Raw genomic sequence first — 15,865 nt, forward strand, 5'->3', positions numbered from 1 at the left:
GATTAGTCCTCCTTGTAGACGTATTCCGGGTGGGCCTCGAGCGTGCGGCGCACGTGGGCGATGTCCTTGTCGCCGCGGCCAGAGAGTGAGACGAGGATAGTGATGTCCTCATCCTTGCGCTTGAGCGCGTACGCGAGAGCGTGCGAGGACTCGAGGGCGGGGATGATTCCTTCCTTGCGGGACAGGATCTGGAAGGCCTCGAGTGCCTCCGCGTCCGTGATTCCTACGTATGTCGCGCGACCCGTCTGTGAGAGGTAGGCGTGCTGCGGGCCGACACCCGGGTAGTCGAGGCCGGCGGAGATTGAGTAGGACTCCTCCACCTGGCCGTCCGCGTTGCGCATGAGGTAGCTGCGTGCGCCGTGGAGGATGCCGATCGTGCCGTTGTTGATGGTGGCGCCGTGCTTGCCGGAGTCGAGACCCGCTCCCCCGGGCTCGGCGCCGACGAGCTCGACGCCTTCCTCGTCGATGAAGTCCGCGAACATGCCGATGGCGTTCGAGCCGCCGCCTACGCAGGCGACGACGAGGTCCGGCAGACCGCCGGTGCGCTCGAGCATCTGCGCCTTGGCTTCCTCGGAGATGACGCGGTGGAACTCGCGCACAATGGTCGGGAACGGGTGCGGACCCGCCGCGGTGCCGAGGAGGTAGTGTGACTCGTGGAACGTTGCCGTCCAGTCGCGCAGTGCCTCATTCACGGCGTCCTTGAGTGTGCCCGAGCCGGAGTCGACCGGAACGACCTTCGCGCCCATGAGCTCCATGCGGTAGACGTTGGGCTGCTGGCGCTCGACGTCCTTGGCGCCCATGTAGATAACGCAGTCGAGGTCGAGCAGCGCGCACGCGAGTGCGGTGGCCGTGCCATGCTGGCCGGCGCCGGTCTCCGCGATGATGCGCGTTTTGCCCATGCGCTTGGCGAGTAGCGCCTGGCCAATCACCTGGTTCGTCTTATGCGCGCCGCCGTGGACCAGATCCTCGCGCTTGAGGAAAATACGCGCTTTCCCGCCGAGTTTCGTCGCCTCCGTGAGTGGCGTCGGGCGCCCCAAGTAGTCCTTGAGGTAGCCCTTCAATTCAGCACGGAACGAAGGGTCGTTCTGCGCGTCGACAAAAGCCTTCTCCAGTTGGTCAAGCGCCGGAATGAGCGACTCGGGGACGAACTGTCCGCCGAACTCGCCGAAGTACGCTGGCAGCAAAGTCGGTGTTTCACGTGAAACTGTCATTGTGTAATCCTCGTTTAATCCTCTGTGGTTCCGTTGTTAAAAGTTCGAATCTTCGCGAAGGTGCGCGCAATGAGTCCGGTGTCCTTGACGCCCTTCTGGCGTTCGACGCCGGAGTTGATGTCCAACCCTGCGGTTCGGACGTGGAGGGCGCGAATCGCATTTTCCGGACCGATGCCGCCCGCGAGCAACGCCTTCTCCTTCACTGCATCCGGGACCGTCGACCAGTCGAAGGACGTGCCAGTGCCACCCTTGCCGGAGTCAAGGACGAGCATGTCTACGTCCTCGATGAGTGCGGCCGCGAACTGCGGCCCGCGCGGGTCCGTCATGTCGAGGGCGCGCCACACCTCGCGCTCCCCTGCCGCGGCACGAACGGCGGCAATGAGGGCACGCTCCTCCTCCACCGAATTCTGGAGTGGCGCGTGAATCTGGAAGGCCTCTACACCGTCGAGCGCGAGCTCCTCCCATCCTTTGGTGCGTCGCGAGACGGCGACGTACACGAGATCCGGCTCGTGCGCGATGATATCTTCCGCGGTTTCACGTGAAACATTACGCGGTGACGCGGCCTCGAAGATGAGTCCGCCGTAGACCGCGCCCGCCGCACGGGCGGCTTGGGCGGCGCTCCATGTGGTGAGGCCGCAGACCTTGTGTGTGCCGTAGACGAGCTTCCGCGCCGCGCGGTCGATGTCCGGCGTACCAGTCAACTGCGAGCCGACGAGGAACGCATTGGCGTCGGCGCCAAGCTCGCGTACCGTCTGATTGTTGCGGATGCCCGACTCGGAGACGACAACTTTGCCTTCTGGTATGTACTGTGCGAGGCGCGCTGTGCGGCCCAGATCGATGGTGAGGTCGTGGAGGTTGCGGTTGTTGATGCCGATGACGTCGACGCCGAATGCGACCGCGCGGTCGACCTCCTCCTCCGTAATGGCTTCCGTGAGGACGTCGAGACCGAGCTTGTCAGCGAGCGCCTTGAGCTCCGCGTAGGTCTCGTCATCCACGATGGACATCATGAGCAGGATGGCGTCCGCACCAAAATAGCGGGCCGCGTAGACCTGGATGGGGTCGATAATGAAGTCCTTGCACAGCACGGGCAGGTGTGTGGAGAGTGCCACCGTCTGCAGGTGGTCATAGTCGCCGCCAAAGCGCTCCGGCTCGCAAAGCACCGAGATGGCGGATGCGTACCGCGAATAGACGCGCGCGATGGCACCCGGCTCGTAGTGCTCGCGAATAAGGCCCAGCGATGGGGACGAGGACTTGCATTCCATGATGAAGCGGTTCGTTCCATTGAGCGCGTCGTAGAACGAGCGCTCGGAACGCGGCAAGCTCTCGAGGTCCACGCCTGCGAGGCGCTCGCGGATGGCGGGCAGATGCGTGCGGCGGGTCGCGACGATGCCCTCGAGGACTGTCGGCACACTATTCGGCATAGTTCGCCTCCTCGTGCTTCTTCAACCATGCGGCAACCGTGCCGTCCGCGAGTAGACCCAGGGCCTTCTCCGTGCCCTCCTTGAGGGTCTCGACCTGGCCGTCGAGGTAGAGCATTGCGCCTGCCGATGCCGCGATGGCGTCACGGTGGGCCGGGCTTCCGGTTCCCTCGAAGACCGCACGAATGAGCGCCGCATTCTCCTCGCCGTCGCCCCCCACGAGGTCCGCGAGTTCGTGACGCTCGATGCCGAGGTCCTCCGGCTCCTTGGCGTAGTGCGTGATCTCACCGTCACGCAGCTCCCAGAACTCCGTCGTGCCGTGGACGGCGATCTCGTCCGTGCCGGCGCCGTGCGCGACAAGGGCGCGGCTGCGGCCGAGTTCCTGGAAGACCTCGGCGAGGAGCTGGCCCTGTGCCGGGTTGGCGATGCCCATGAGCTGATGCTCCGGGCGGCCCGGGGAGAGCAGCGGGCCCATCGTGTTGAAGAGCGTGGACACGCCCAGTGCCTTGCGCACCGGCTGCACGTGCGCGACGGCTGGGTTGTATGCCGGGGCAAAGAGGAACGTGAAATGGGAGGCCTCGAACTGGCGAACGGCGCGCTCAGGGTCAAGGTCGAGCGGAATGTTGAGCGCCTCGAGCACGTCCGCGGAGCCGGACTTAGAAGAGACCGAACGGTTGCCGTGCTTGATCATCTTCACGCCGCCGGCGGCAGCGATGAGGGAGCCGGCCGTCGTGATGTTAATCGTATTGGCGCCGTCGCCGCCCGTGCCAGCGGTGTCCATGAGACCCTCGCCGGTAATCGGGAATGGGCGGCCCGCCTTGAGGAAGGCCTTCGCCGCGCCCGCAACGTCCGCGAAGGTCTCGCCGCGCGTGCGGATGCAGGTGAGCAACGCCGCGATGTGGACCTCGTCGTAGTCGCCGACGGTCAATGGAGTGAAGACCTCAATGGCCTCCTCCATCGTCGGCTCTTTGATATCGAGGAAGCGCTGCAGGGTCTTGAGTGAGTCGTGGCTCGTCATGATGCGTGTCCTATCGGTTTGTCGTGTGAGTAGTGAGTTGGTGAATGGCCCGTTCCAACATGATGGGGCCCTTAGGAGTGAGCACGGATTCGGGGTGGAACTGGACACCCACCGCCATGCCGTCGAGAGTCTCCCCCGCCATGACCACGTCGCCGATGTCAGTCCGAGTGGTCGCCAGCGCGCGCATGCCGGAGGGCACGCTCGTGCAGCCCAGTGAGTGATAGCGCGCAACCGGGACCTGCGTGCCCACGTAGTTCGGATTGTCAGGCTCCACGTCGGTGGTGAGCCCCTCGAAGAGTGGGTGTTTCGCACCCTCTGGCGTGAGCGTCATCGGGAGCGAGACGCCGTGCACCGGGCCGCAGGGCTCGACGGTGCCGCCGTGGTGATGCAGCAGTGCCTGGAAGCCGAGGCAGATGCCGAACAGTGGTATCGTGCCCAGGACGGTGTCGATGAGTTCCATCATGCAGCCCGCCTCTGTCGGGTGGCCGGGGCCGGGCGACAGGCAGATGATGTCCGGGCGCGCGCCCAGGATCTCGTCCACGGAGACAGTATTACGGAAGACCGTGGTGTCGAAGCCGGCGAGTGCGTCGACTAGGTTGTAGACGAAGGAGTCGTGGTTATCGATCAATACGACCTTGGGTGAAGTCATTAGCGCACAACCTCCAGCGTGGCATGATGAGCGGCGGCGATGGCGCTCAAGACCGCGTAGGCCTTGTGGAGCGTCTCATCAGCCTCGGATTGCGGGACGGAGTCGCGCACGACGCCCGCTCCCGCCTGGACCACGGCGGTCCCGTTCTTGACGTAGGCCGAGCGTATGACAATGCAATTGTCCATCGAGCCGTCGCCCTTCAAGTACCCCACTGCCCCGCCGTAGGAACCGCGGCGTACCTTCTCCGTCTCACGAATGAGCTCCATCGCGCGCAGCTTGGGCGCGCCGGTGAGCGTGCCCATGTTCATGCACGCGCGGTACGCGTCGAGCGCGTCGAAGTCCGGGTGCAGCTCCGCCGTCACGCGCGAGACCAAGTGCATGACGCGCGAGTAGCGGTCCACCTGGAGCAGGTCCGCGACGCGACGGGTCCGCGGCACCGCCACGCGGGCCAAGTCATTGCGGGCGAGGTCCACGAGCATGGTGTGCTCTGCGACCTCTTTGTGGTCGGTGCGCATCTCAAGCTCGTTGCGGATGTCGAGTTCGTCGTTGATGGTGCCGTCTGGGTTGAGGCCGCGTGGGCGCGTGCCGGCGATGGGATAGAGCTGCACCTCGCGCGTCGCCGCCGTGAATTTCAGGTTGGACTCTGGCGAGGCGCCGAAGAGTTCGTAGTCCGCGCCGCGGACGTAGAACATGTACGGCGACGGGTTCGACTCGCGCAGCGCGCGGTAGGCCGCGAAGGCATCCGGGCACTCGAGCGAAAATGCGCGCGCCGGCACCACCTGATAGATGTCGCCCGCTGTGACGTTATTTTGTAACTGTGACACAATTGCCCTGAACTCTGAGTCGGGGATCGAAGCGGTCGCGGTGACCCGATCGCGGCTCGGCGCGGGCTCCAGATCCTTCGCCGCAGTCTCCGCGAGCGCCGCCAAGCTTGCCGATGCCGCCTCTTCCGTCAGGTTGACCGCATGCAGCGCCGCGGTGCCCGCGAGGTGATCAACCGTGAGGAGAGTCTGCGCGACGACGAACTCATAGTCTGGGTAATCGTTTGGCCCCTCCCCTACCTTCGGCAGCTTCTCGAAGGTCTCGAGATAGTCATAGGCGAAGCCGCCGCCGATGAAGGGCAGCATGCCGTCGGAGTATCCCGCATCGAGCTGCAGGGCGCGCAACACCGCTGCGGTCGATACGTCTCGCAGACGCTCGCGCTCGTCCACCTTCTCTGAGAGCTCGAAGACGAACGCCTCGCCGTCGAAGTGATCCGCAAGTTGTTCCTTGAGTCGGCCCAGCATTGCGTCGCCCACTGGGGTTAGGGGCGTAGCAATGACGTGCTGACCCCGGCACGTGACCTTAAGTGCTGCTTGGAGAACGGCGATGCAGTTGACGTTCTTCTTCGACTCGATATCCGCCGCCTCGAGCAGCAGGCTGTCGTGCGCCGTCGCCAGCCGGTGGAAGAGCAGGGAAGCGTCCTGCTCATAGGGAATCTCGCGTGTGGCTGTCGCAAGTAGTGGTGGCATTTTCAGTGCCCTTTCGCGGCTAAATAATATCTGTAGCTTGTTTTATTTTGTCAGCTAAAGGTTCGCGCCGCGAGCGCCGGGTGGCTATGAAAACCACGAAAGGCCCGCGTACACGCGAGCCTTAACTTTCTGGGTTGCTTTCAACCGGCCCGCCGTTACGCGCGCCACCACCAGTTCTGGGTGTTGTTGGTCAGAAGTTGCATGAGACACACGTTAGCACGCGCTTCCACCGGGCGGGAGGTTTTTCCCATAATTCATTCACGCGGCGGCGCTCCCTCCTCTGTTGGCGAGGTCGCTCTCATAGTAAAAGTCTTTCGAAAGTTTCACTATGAACCGTCAGATTTTTACTATGAGGCGTCAGTTTTTGCCATGAGTTCGTAAATTATCGCGGGCGGGTCGGCACACACAGTTGAGGACAGTTGCATTCTGCCGTGTCATGGCGTTGAAGGGATGATCTCTGTAACCTCGGCCACATGGACACCCTCGCAGAAAAGTTAGCCCTGCTCCAGGACCAGTTTTCTACCGAACTCGCCAACCGCCGTGCCGACGCGGAGGAAGCCTTTGCCCGCTTCGAGGCGGCCCATGCCGCCGACCCGCGCTTCGATGGACTCAAGCCGTGGCGCGCACCCTATGTCGACGCGTTCGCTCGCGCCGTCGCCCCAGAGATGAGCGTCGAGGATGTCGAGCTCGTGCTCGGCCAGGCCCTCGTGAAGTACTACGACAGTGATTGGCTTGTGGTGGGCGACGATGACGGCAGGCCGGTCTTTGGCGCCTACGCGCCCGGCCGTCGCTTCGCGCACCTGCCGGGGACATACGCGCGCGAGGTCGTGAATGGCACCCAATACCGCTACTTCGGACTGCACTGGACCGAGGACTTCACGTTTCCGGAAGAGAACGAGGAGGAATGGGCGGACCATTACCGCCACCTCGTGGAGGCGTTCTACTACCTCATTGCACATCCCGAGGCGACGGTGAAGGAGGCGCTGGAGTCGGTGCAGGGGGCATCGGAAAGCTCGGCGGAGCTTGAGGCCGAGCTTACGGAGCTAGCGGAGGAGCACCTCTAGTGGGGCACATATTTTCATGTGACTGAAAACCCACCGAGCAACAGCAAATTACGCTTCACACAAGTATTTCTTCCGATAGGAAGTCGACACCTGCCCGTCGACACGGGCACTATCACCGTCTCTGGCACGGATGTCGCCCGCCGCATCGTCGCTGAAGGCAACCTCACGACGCTCATGGTCACCCACAACATGGCCCAGGCCCTCAGCGTTGGCAACCGCCTCATCATGATGCACGAGGGGCGCATCATCTACTCCGCCGACGCCGAGACCAAGGCGCAGCTCACCGTGGACGACCTCATGGCGGAGTTCGCAAAAATCAAGGGTGTCTCTGACCGCACCCTGTTGCACTAGCTTTCCGATGCCCCTACCCCGGCGTTGTGCCTCGTCACGGACGGCCCCTGCCAGACCCTCCTTGCGTTAACCTCCGGCACCGTCCTGCAGGAGCATAACTCCCCGCCCGCCGCGAGCATCCAGGTTCTGGCTGGAGCTGTGACGAGGCGGCCGGGCATGAGAAGCCACGGCGATTAGTCGGGTTCTTTCATTCGGAGGATATAGATGCTCACGCACACCGCAATGGTGGGCAACAGAATCCACGCGAACATCTTCCCGATGAGGAATGCAGACAACAAGATGCTCGCCCACAGCAGTGGAATTGTCCGTGCCTTGTCTTTGCGGGACATCTGTCCCGAGCGGAAGTTGTGGATGTAGGGGCCGAAAACAGGGTGGCTCATGAGCCACGAATGGAAGCGGTCCGAGCTGCGCGCGAAACAGAAGCCCGCGACAAGCAGGAATGGTGTCGTCGGTATGAGGGGCAGGACGACGCCCACGGCGCCCATCGTAAGGGACACGCAGCCGGCGGCTAGCAGGAGTGGTCGAAGCATGAGGGTTACCTTACTAAGCTTGCCCTTCACATCCAATGTTTCACGTGAAACTCATCAGGTGCCCCCATGCGAAGGAAATGCGATCCGGGCACCCAAAACCCGCGTAGCGTGGCCTGCATAACTCTCCACAAGAAAGGATCTGACAATGGGAGTAAAAGTCTCCGAACTGCTCGCAAAGGTGCCTACGGGTCTCCTTATTAATGGTGAATGGCGCGACGCCGCCTCGGGTGAGACCTTCGAGGTGGAGAACCCCGCCACTGGCGAGACTCTTGCGACGCTTGCGTCCGCAGGTTCGGATGACGCGATGGCCGCCCTCGATGCCGCCTGTGCCGTCAAGGACGAGTGGGCGCGCACCTCCCCGCGCGAGCGTTCCAACATCCTGCGTCGCGCCTTCGATCTCGTGACGGAGCGCAAGGACGAGTTCGCTGCTCTCATGACTCTGGAGATGGGCAAGCCGCTCGCCGAGGCCTACGGCGAGGTGACCTACGGCGCCGAGTACCTGCGCTGGTTCAGTGAGGAGGCCGTCCGCGACTATGGCGCTACCCTGCCGGCGCCGGAGGGCACCATTCAGATGGTCACTCGCCGCAAGCCGGTGGGCCCGTGCCTGCTCATTACCCCGTGGAACTTCCCGCTTGCCATGGCGACCCGCAAGGTAGGCCCGGCCGTGGCTGCTGGCTGCACCATGGTGCTCAAGCCGGCGAAGCTCACGCCGCTCACGTCCCAGTACTTCGCCCAGACCATGATTGAGGCAGGCCTTCCGGCTGGCGTCCTCAACGTCGTCTCCGGCAAGTCTGCGTCCGCCATCTCCGAGCCGCTCATGGCAGACTCTCGCCTGCGCAAGGTCTCCTTCACTGGCTCGACTCCGGTGGGCAAGACTCTGCTCAAGGCTGCCGCGGACAACGTGCTGCGCACCTCCATGGAGCTGGGTGGTAACGCGCCGTTCATCGTCTTCGAGGACGCCGACCTGGACCAGGCGGTCGAAGGCGCGATGGGTGCCAAGATGCGCAACATCGGCGAGGCCTGCACCGCGGCCAACCGCTTCATCGTCCACGAGTCCGTCGCCGACGAGTTCGCGAAGAAGTTCGCCGCGAAGATCGGCGAACTCAAACTCGGCAACGGCCTCGACGAGGGTGTTACCTGTGGCCCGCTCATCGAAAAGAAGGCTCTCGACAATGTCACCTCGCTCGTGGACGACGCCGTTGAGAAGGGCGCCACCGCGCTTATCGGCGGCAAGCCCGGTGAGGGCGTGGGTTACTTCTACACCCCGACCGTCCTCACCCACGTCTCCCGCGACGCCCGCGTGGCGCAGGAGGAGATCTTCGGCCCCGTCGCGCCGATCCTCACGTTCTCCACGGAGGCCGAGGCTATCGAGATCGCCAACGACACGGAGTTCGGCCTGGCGTCTTACGTCTACACGGAAAACTCTGACCGCATGTGGCGCCTCGCTGACGGCCTGGAGTTCGGCCTTATGGGCTACAACGCGGGTGTCATCTCCAACGCCGCTGCCCCGTTCGGTGGCGTGAAGCAGTCTGGCATGGGCCGCGAAGGCGGCGCCGAGGGCATCGCCGAGTACACCTCGCTGCAGTACATCGGCGTCCGCAACCCCTACGCCAACGCCTAAGCGCCGCGTAACGATCTATCACCTCCTGGAGATGTAGTATCGTGAGTCACATTTTGACTCACGCTTTCTCCAGGAGGTTTTATGTCTCAGTTCAGCACCTACGCGGATCTGCTCGCTGCCGTCACCACTGACGGCGGGTCACCGGTCCACGACCCGGCGACCGGCGAGCTTATCGGCACCTACACCGTCGGCACCGTCGCGGACCTCGACCACGCCGTTGCGACCGCGCGCGTTGCCCAGAAAGACTTCGCTGCCCTCAAGGATGAGGAGCGGTGCGAGCTCCTGCTCAAAGCTGCCGATGCCGTCGAGGCCGCCGCCGAGCCCCTCGCCGAGCTCCTCTCCCGTGAGCAGGGCAAGCCGCTCAACGGTCCTAACGCCCGCTTTGAGGTAGGTGCCTGCGCCGCGTGGCTGCGTGCCACCGCCTCCTTCGAGTCCCCCGACTACACCGCCGTCGATGACGACATCACCGCGACGGTCCACTACCGTCCCCTCGGCGTTGTAGGTGCCATCGGTCCGTGGAACTGGCCCATGATGATCACCACGTGGCAGTTCGCCCCGGCTCTGCGCATGGGCAACGCCGTCGTCATCAAGCCCTCTGAGTACACCCCGCTCTCCGTCCTCGCCCTCGCGGCCGTGATTAACGACGTCCTGCCGGCGAACCTCCTCCAGGTCGTTACAGGCGACGGCTCCGTAGGCGCCGCCGTGACCTCCCACCCGGACATCGACAAGATCATGTTCACCGGTTCGACGGCGACCGGTAAGAAGATCGTCGAGTCTTCCGCCGCGAACCTCCAGCGCCTCACCCTCGAGCTCGGCGGCAACGACGCCGGCATCGTTCTCGACGACGCGGACCCAGCCGCCATCGCGGGCGACCTTTTCTGGGGTGCGTTCATCAACACCGGCCAGACCTGTGCCGCCATGAAGCGTCTCTACGTGCCCGAGTCCCTCTACGACGCCGTCTGCGATGCCCTCGTCGAAGTCGCTAAGGCCTCCCCCATGGGCGTTGGCCTTGAGGAAGAGAACGTCCTCGGCCCGCTGCAAAACCAACAGCAGTTCGACATCGTCGACCGACTCGTGAAGTCCGCCCAGGACTCCGGCGCCCGCGTTCTGTTGGGCGGCGACCCGGACTACGACGCGCCGGGCTACTTCTACCCCACTACGCTCGTCGCAGATATCGACCCGGACAACCCGCTCGTGATCGAGGAGCAGTTCGGCCCAGCCCTGCCGATCATCAAGTACACCGACCTTGACTGGGCCATCGAGCAGGCCAACAAGCTCGACGTTGGCCTCGGCTCTTCGGTCTGGTCCTCGGACCGCGACCGCGCTCGCGAAGTCGCCGCACGCCTCGAGGCCGGCACCACGTGGATCAACGGCCACGGCGGCGTCGACCCCCGCGTCCCCTTCGGCGGCATCAAGTCCTCCGGCTACGGCGTCGAGTTCGGCACCGAGGGTCTCAAGGGCCTCGCCTACCCGCACATCATCAACGGCTAGCCGCGCACCGATCACTCCCGATCACTCATCCATCACTCCCGATCACTCATCCATCACTGACGATCACTCATCGTCAGTGATGGATTCTCGTTTTTCTCGCGCCGCTTGGCCCCCTCATCCGGACACCCGCAAGGCTTGAAATATGTATGTGTCCTGCAGAAATCCGAGAAAATTCGCCGTATCATACACACTACGAATCCGATTCTCTCACTCGGATGAGTGACGCTATCCCTTAGCCGAAAATGGCCATCATTCACGCCAGAACCCCGATCACTCATCCCTAAGCAGAGATCACTCATCGATTTGCGGCTACTTCGGACGATCACTCACGCTAAATTTTCGATCACTCATGAAAAAATGCTCGTATTTCACGATGAGTGACGATATTATGGAGATCACTCACGCAACAGCTACAGTCGCGGGTGCGTTTTGGGCGAGTCACGACGAGACGGGGAAAAGCGATGGATTTCGAGGCGGTAGTTGATGTCTTGGAACATCATGATTCTGATAACCAGAGGATTGAAGTAAAACGCACGGCATCGTCATTAGGGAAGTCGGTGTGGGATAGCATTTCGGCGTTTGCCAATACTGACGGTGGGGTTGTCGTTCTTGGCGTGAACGAGACACCGGAGGGCTTTGTACCTGCAGAGGATTTCTCTCCTCAGAAAATCCGGGATGAATTGCTTAGTGGGCTCAATGAAAAGTCCTCTGCGGGTACGAAAGTTACACCGGTTCCGGAATATCAAATCAGCACGGAAACCTGGCGGGATCATCCGGTCATTATGGTTGGCATTGAACCGATGCGATTCCATCCGCAGCATCAGCGCAACATGCCATGCTACGTAACGGCTAAGGGCTTAAAGAATGGCACGTTTAAGCGTGTGGGCGACGCGGATAAGCGAATGAGCGCTTATGAAATCTATCAGTGGCAAAGCCGCTTCATTCCGGATGACTCTGACGCCGCTATCGTCAATGGCGCGGCGTTAGAGGACCTCGATCTTGAGGCTGCCGCAGCCATGGTGGAGACGTTGCGTGTTCACAACTCGCGCGTGGTGGAGGGTGCCGAGGACCTTACCGATGTGCTGGCGCGGCTCAACGTTCTGTCTAGTGGCGTGCCCACGCTGGCGGGCGTATTGACGTTTGGACACTATCCGCAGCAGTTCTTCCCGCAGTTGTTTATCGATGTCACGTCCCACCCAGGAGTTGCAAAGGGAGCCAGTGACGATGGAACGCGTTTCCGCAGCCGTGAGATGTGCGATGGTCCTATTCCATTGGCCATCCAATCCGCGGTCGATGCCGTCATGAAGGAAATGCGGGTGCGCTACGTCGAGCGCGACGCGCAGGTCGACCGGGAGCCGGAAATTCCGGAGATGGTCGTGCGCGAGTCCATTACCAACGCCGTCATGCACCGCGACTATTCGCCGATTGTGCAGGGGCGTCAGATTGCCGTGGACATTTTTGCCGATCGGGTGGAAATCAGGAACCCGGGCGGGCTATGGGGCGACCGCACCGTGGACAATATCCGAGACAATAGCTCCATGTCGCGCAATCGGCGTTTGTCGTCGCTGCTCAGTCGGACGCCAGCAGCACGCGGCAGCGGTACGGTGTCAGAAAACCAAGGCAGCGGCGTTCCCCGCATGTTCCAGGCAATGACGAAGTCAGGGCTTCCCGGCCCAGAGTTCATAGATCGCGGCGGCGAGTTCGTGGTGGTGTTATCCCGCTTTGGGCTCATGGATGACGCCATCGCCCGGTGGGTGGATTCCGTGGCGCCACATGCGGAGCGAGCATTGCAGGTTGCGCTGGTCTTTGCGCGCGATCTCGGCGCCGTGACCCCGCACATGTTGCGTGAGCACTTGGGACTCGACTCCGATGATGCGCGCGCGTGTCTCGAACGCGGTGTACGTGACGGAGTCCTCGATGCTGCGACCGATGAACGTTTTGTGTTATCGACTTCGAGCCTGGGATTGGATAGCGAGCAGGAGAAGATTCTCGCCCTGCTCGCAGACAAGGGGACGTTGTCGAGCCATGAGGTGGCAGAAGGAATCGGGCTGAGTTTGAGCCGGGTTCGCCCGCGCCTTTCCGGACTGGTCGACGTGGGGTTAATCGAGGCGACGGCCCCATTGACAAGCCGTAACCGCAAGTATCACCTCGCTTGATGTGGCGCCGGCTCGGCAACCCTAGTTCGCCACCGCCAGCACATCGCTGAGCGGCGCCTGTGGCGCGTCCACGGTGGAACTCGACGAGCGATCCTGCGCCAGCATTTCCGGCAGGGCGCGGCGCAGCGCCTCCTGGAGGAAGCCGATGACATCCGGCGGCAGGTGGATGCAGCCGCGCGGCGCCTCGCGGTCGCGCAGACCGAGGCAGGCCGCGGAGCTTAGAATGTGGTCCACGTAGGAGTGGATGAGGCCGCCGCCCTGGCGCGGCCAGAGCGCTTCCTCAACATGGTCGAGGAATTCGTTCTGCACCTGTGTGATGTGGACACCGCGCATATCCGCGAGCGGATGGAAGACGAGGTCGCTGTAGAGGAAGTACAACGACAGCAGACTGTCGAGAATGAGCCGGTCGCGGTTGCCGACGGGATAGTAGTCGAGCAGGGCACGTCCCAGCTCGGCCGGGGCGAGCTCGGTGAGTTCCAGTGCTTCGGCGGTGACGCGGACTGCGCCCTTCTCGCGATCGAGGACGAGAAGCTGCATGTTGGCAAGGTTCTCAATCATGATGCCGGCCACGGCGATCGTGTGATGCTCGCAGAGAGGTACGGGGTGGACGGAGCGAATGATCCGGGCGGCGTCGTCGAAGGAGAGCGGCGGGTGGGGATCCTCGTTGAGACGCAGGGTGGGGGCCATGCGCACAATCTTCTTCACGGCGCGTCCCACGGTAGCCGCACCGGAGTCGGAGAGGCCGAACTGCTCGGTGGAGACGAAGGCGCCCACGAGTGCATCGAGCCCTGGGATGTCGAGCTGATCTGCGAGGAAAGCGGGCACGGATGTTCCGGCCTGTGCGGCGGCGATGGCGGCGTCTTCGAACTGCTGCGTCTTCCAGAACGGCAGTGCGGGTCCCAGCGTGGCACGGGCGAGCTCGAACTGGGGGCTTGCCTGGAGCTCGCCCGTGATGACGACGCTGCGCACAGCGTCCGTGAGCGTCGCGAGCTTAGCGCGCCGGGGGTCTGCGTCGGAGATACGAATCTGCTTGATCGACCGAGTGCCCAAGACTCGCTCACAGGTGTTGAGCTGCTCATCGGTGAGCTTCGTGCCCTTCTTCTGCACGGCTTTGATGATGCCCTGGACGGTGTACCAATCGTCAAACGACGTGCCCGGTGGAGGAGTTGCGCCACAGGCGTCGACGAGCATGGCCCGGCGGTGCATGCGGTGAGAGTACTGCAGGTGCTCGACCTCGATGGTCCACTCCTCTCCCGGTCCGCCTTCGTAGCGGATCACGGCATCCGTTTCGAGGGCCTCAATGACGCAGTCATAGGACTCGGGATGATGGAAGTCGTAGGGGTCATCGGACAACGAAGTGGGTTCGACCTCGAAATAGTGGAACCCCGTGGCGTCGAAGTTGAAGGCTGCGCAGATGAGGTGGTGGAGATCGTCGAAGGTCGTGGCTTCCGGGACGATGAGTGTGCGGGACAGAGTTTCGTAGGAGTTGATGGACGTGAGAGTAATCATGTGAGAAATCATGGCCGCGATACTACAAAGAAAGTCGGCACATCCGTTCTACCTGGGAAAATGCAAAATACGGCTATCACGTATTGCCCAATATATTGTGCAACGAGGTTCCCAGCGATGTGAGCGGGTACCCCTGAGTAGGAGTTTTCCAATTTGGTATCTGCTGATTCGAGAGTGTTGACGGACACCAACGGGGATGGATTTGCCGGGGTGCGTTAGCTCTCGAACGCCCAATCTCACGCCTTGATGGGGGTAGTCTCTCATGGCCACTGTTCCGCCAGGCAACCCGAACCACCCGCCCGACGCCAACGTCCCCATAGATGCCATCCGCGCGTTTATCGAAGCACGCGACGGTACCTGCCGCCGCGCCGACTGCACCGTGCCCGCCAAGCACGCACAGCGTGACCACCACGTCGAAACCGGCGAAGGCGCAGACACCTGCACCGACAACCTCATCGCCGTATGCCACTATCACCACAACGTGAAGACAGACCGGCGGTGGGACTACATCCTCGAGCCCGCAACCGGAACCGGCTACTGGCTCTTTGAAGATGGCATCTGGGAAGCCATTAAACGCAACTTCGTCCCCCTCCCCGACTCCGAGGAGATCAGCTTCGACGACTAGAAAACAGACCGAGTATTACTCGGAATGCGATGTTCCACGTGAAACACGGAGTTTCGCGTGCTTGTCCGCGACCTCAACGCGCTTTGCCATCGGCAGGTGATGGATATCCGGCAAGCAGTGGACCTCGACGACGTGGCGGGCGAGCTCCAAATCGCCCAACTTGGCGCGAAAGGCCATGCCCATGGTGACGTCATGATCGGGGCGCCCGATGAACTCGAGCGCGTCGCCGGGTGTAATGCGGCCGGGCTCGAGCACCCGGAAATAGGCACCGCAGTCGCCGCGATCCGCCCAGGTCTTGACCCAGCCGCGCTCCCCCAGCCACTCGGCAAAGGTGCCGCAGGGCGTGCGGGGTACGGAAACCTCGAGGAGAGCGGAGCCGACGCGAACCTGCTGACCGATGAGGAGATCGCGGAACACGACGCCGGAGGTGGTGAGGTTCTCGCCGAACATGCCGCTGCGAAGCGGTCGCCCGAACTCGGTCTCCCAGAAGTCGAGTTCCTCGCGAGCGTAAGCGTAGACCGCCTTGTGGGCGCCGCCGTGAAAGTCGCTGTCCCCTACGAAGTCGTCGGCCACGCCGGATCCGTCCCCGTAGTTCGGACCAGGCGCGGAGACGTTAATGGACGCGGCCGGGTGTTTGTCTATGCCCGTCGTGGGATACCGGCGGACGGAGTGATCGTGTGGAACGGCGATATTCGTGGAGACAACCTGCAT

Annotated in this window: 13 protein-coding genes and 1 pseudogene; 6 read left to right on the forward strand and 8 right to left on the reverse strand. The window is 62.7% G+C overall.

The genetic code is table 11. The features are described 5' to 3' along the window. Positions 1-2 precede the first annotated feature (2 nt). From trpB to HMPREF2559_RS10685, 5 genes are read right to left on the reverse strand one after another with little or no spacing between them, the layout of a single operon-like run. Entirely contained in the window at positions 3-1,211 is a 1,209-nt protein-coding gene (gene trpB, locus HMPREF2559_RS10665) for a tryptophan synthase subunit beta (protein WP_066512507.1), read from the reverse strand. A gap of 14 nt (positions 1,212-1,225) precedes the next feature. Beyond that, complete coding sequence (gene trpCF, locus HMPREF2559_RS10670; RefSeq protein WP_070540688.1) at positions 1,226-2,632, reverse strand: bifunctional indole-3-glycerol-phosphate synthase TrpC/phosphoribosylanthranilate isomerase TrpF; 1,407 nt, start codon at positions 2,630-2,632, stop codon at positions 1,226-1,228. After that, positions 2,622-3,647, reverse strand: coding sequence for an anthranilate phosphoribosyltransferase (trpD, locus tag HMPREF2559_RS10675; protein WP_070540690.1), 1,026 nt, complete (start codon positions 3,645-3,647; stop codon positions 2,622-2,624). The genes trpCF and trpD overlap by 11 nt, the downstream gene beginning before the upstream one ends. 10 nt (positions 3,648-3,657) lie before the next feature. After that, positions 3,658-4,296: an anthranilate synthase component II gene (locus HMPREF2559_RS10680; RefSeq protein WP_070540693.1), complete on the reverse strand. Its 639-nt coding sequence runs from the start codon at positions 4,294-4,296 to the stop codon at positions 3,658-3,660. Further along, entirely contained in the window at positions 4,296-5,807 is a 1,512-nt protein-coding gene (locus HMPREF2559_RS10685; protein WP_066512501.1) for an anthranilate synthase component 1, read from the reverse strand. Before HMPREF2559_RS10685 ends, HMPREF2559_RS10680 begins: the two co-directional genes overlap by 1 nt. Positions 5,808-6,280: 473 nt before the next feature. Here HMPREF2559_RS10685 and HMPREF2559_RS10690 point away from each other — a divergent pair, with 473 nt between their 5' ends. Then, positions 6,281-6,871 carry a hypothetical protein gene (locus HMPREF2559_RS10690; RefSeq protein WP_070540696.1) on the forward strand — a complete coding sequence of 197 codons (591 nt, stop codon included), beginning with the start codon at positions 6,281-6,283 and terminating at the stop codon, positions 6,869-6,871. Positions 6,872-6,997: 126 nt separating this feature from the next. Next, a pseudogene (locus HMPREF2559_RS10695) lies at positions 6,998-7,222 on the forward strand (ABC transporter ATP-binding protein); the annotation flags it as partial. A 173-nt stretch (positions 7,223-7,395) separates the two neighbouring features. On the opposite strand, the gene HMPREF2559_RS10700 reads toward HMPREF2559_RS10695, so the two are convergent. Further along, the gene (locus tag HMPREF2559_RS10700; protein WP_070540702.1) at positions 7,396-7,752 is read right to left on the reverse strand and encodes a YbaN family protein; all 357 of its coding nucleotides are present in this window, start codon (positions 7,750-7,752) and stop codon (positions 7,396-7,398) included. A 145-nt stretch (positions 7,753-7,897) separates the two neighbouring features. Here HMPREF2559_RS10700 and HMPREF2559_RS10705 point away from each other — a divergent pair, with 145 nt between their 5' ends. The 3 genes from HMPREF2559_RS10705 to HMPREF2559_RS10715 all read left to right on the forward strand — a co-directional run bounded on the left by HMPREF2559_RS10705 (position 7,898) and on the right by HMPREF2559_RS10715 (position 13,020). Continuing rightward, on the forward strand, positions 7,898-9,373 hold the full coding sequence (locus tag HMPREF2559_RS10705) for an NAD-dependent succinate-semialdehyde dehydrogenase (protein ID WP_070540705.1): 1,476 nt from the start codon (positions 7,898-7,900) through the stop codon (positions 9,371-9,373). An 81-nt stretch (positions 9,374-9,454) separates the two neighbouring features. Next, positions 9,455-10,864, forward strand: coding sequence for an aldehyde dehydrogenase family protein (locus HMPREF2559_RS10710; protein WP_066492646.1), 1,410 nt, complete (start codon positions 9,455-9,457; stop codon positions 10,862-10,864). A gap of 461 nt (positions 10,865-11,325) precedes the next feature. Next, a complete protein-coding gene (locus HMPREF2559_RS10715) occupies positions 11,326-13,020 on the forward strand; it encodes an ATP-binding protein (protein ID WP_066492645.1) in 1,695 nt (564 codons plus the stop codon). Between the two features lie 21 nt (positions 13,021-13,041). Here HMPREF2559_RS10715 and HMPREF2559_RS10720 read toward each other — a convergent pair whose 3' ends face one another. Further along, positions 13,042-14,541, reverse strand: coding sequence for an IS1096 element passenger TnpR family protein (locus HMPREF2559_RS10720; RefSeq protein ID WP_066492643.1), 1,500 nt, complete (start codon positions 14,539-14,541; stop codon positions 13,042-13,044). A 250-nt stretch (positions 14,542-14,791) separates the two neighbouring features. Between HMPREF2559_RS10720 and HMPREF2559_RS10725 the strand changes: the two genes are divergently transcribed. Next, on the forward strand, positions 14,792-15,154 hold the full coding sequence (locus HMPREF2559_RS10725; RefSeq protein ID WP_066492641.1) for an HNH endonuclease signature motif containing protein: 363 nt from the start codon (positions 14,792-14,794) through the stop codon (positions 15,152-15,154). A gap of 15 nt (positions 15,155-15,169) precedes the next feature. On the opposite strand, the gene HMPREF2559_RS10730 is transcribed toward HMPREF2559_RS10725, so the two are convergent. Beyond that, positions 15,170-15,865: an MOSC domain-containing protein gene (locus HMPREF2559_RS10730; protein ID WP_070540708.1), complete on the reverse strand. Its 696-nt coding sequence runs from the start codon at positions 15,863-15,865 to the stop codon at positions 15,170-15,172.

The sequence above is a fragment of the Corynebacterium sp. HMSC072G08 genome (assembly GCF_001809185.1).
GTDB lineage: Bacteria > Actinomycetota > Actinomycetes > Mycobacteriales > Mycobacteriaceae > Corynebacterium > Corynebacterium phoceense.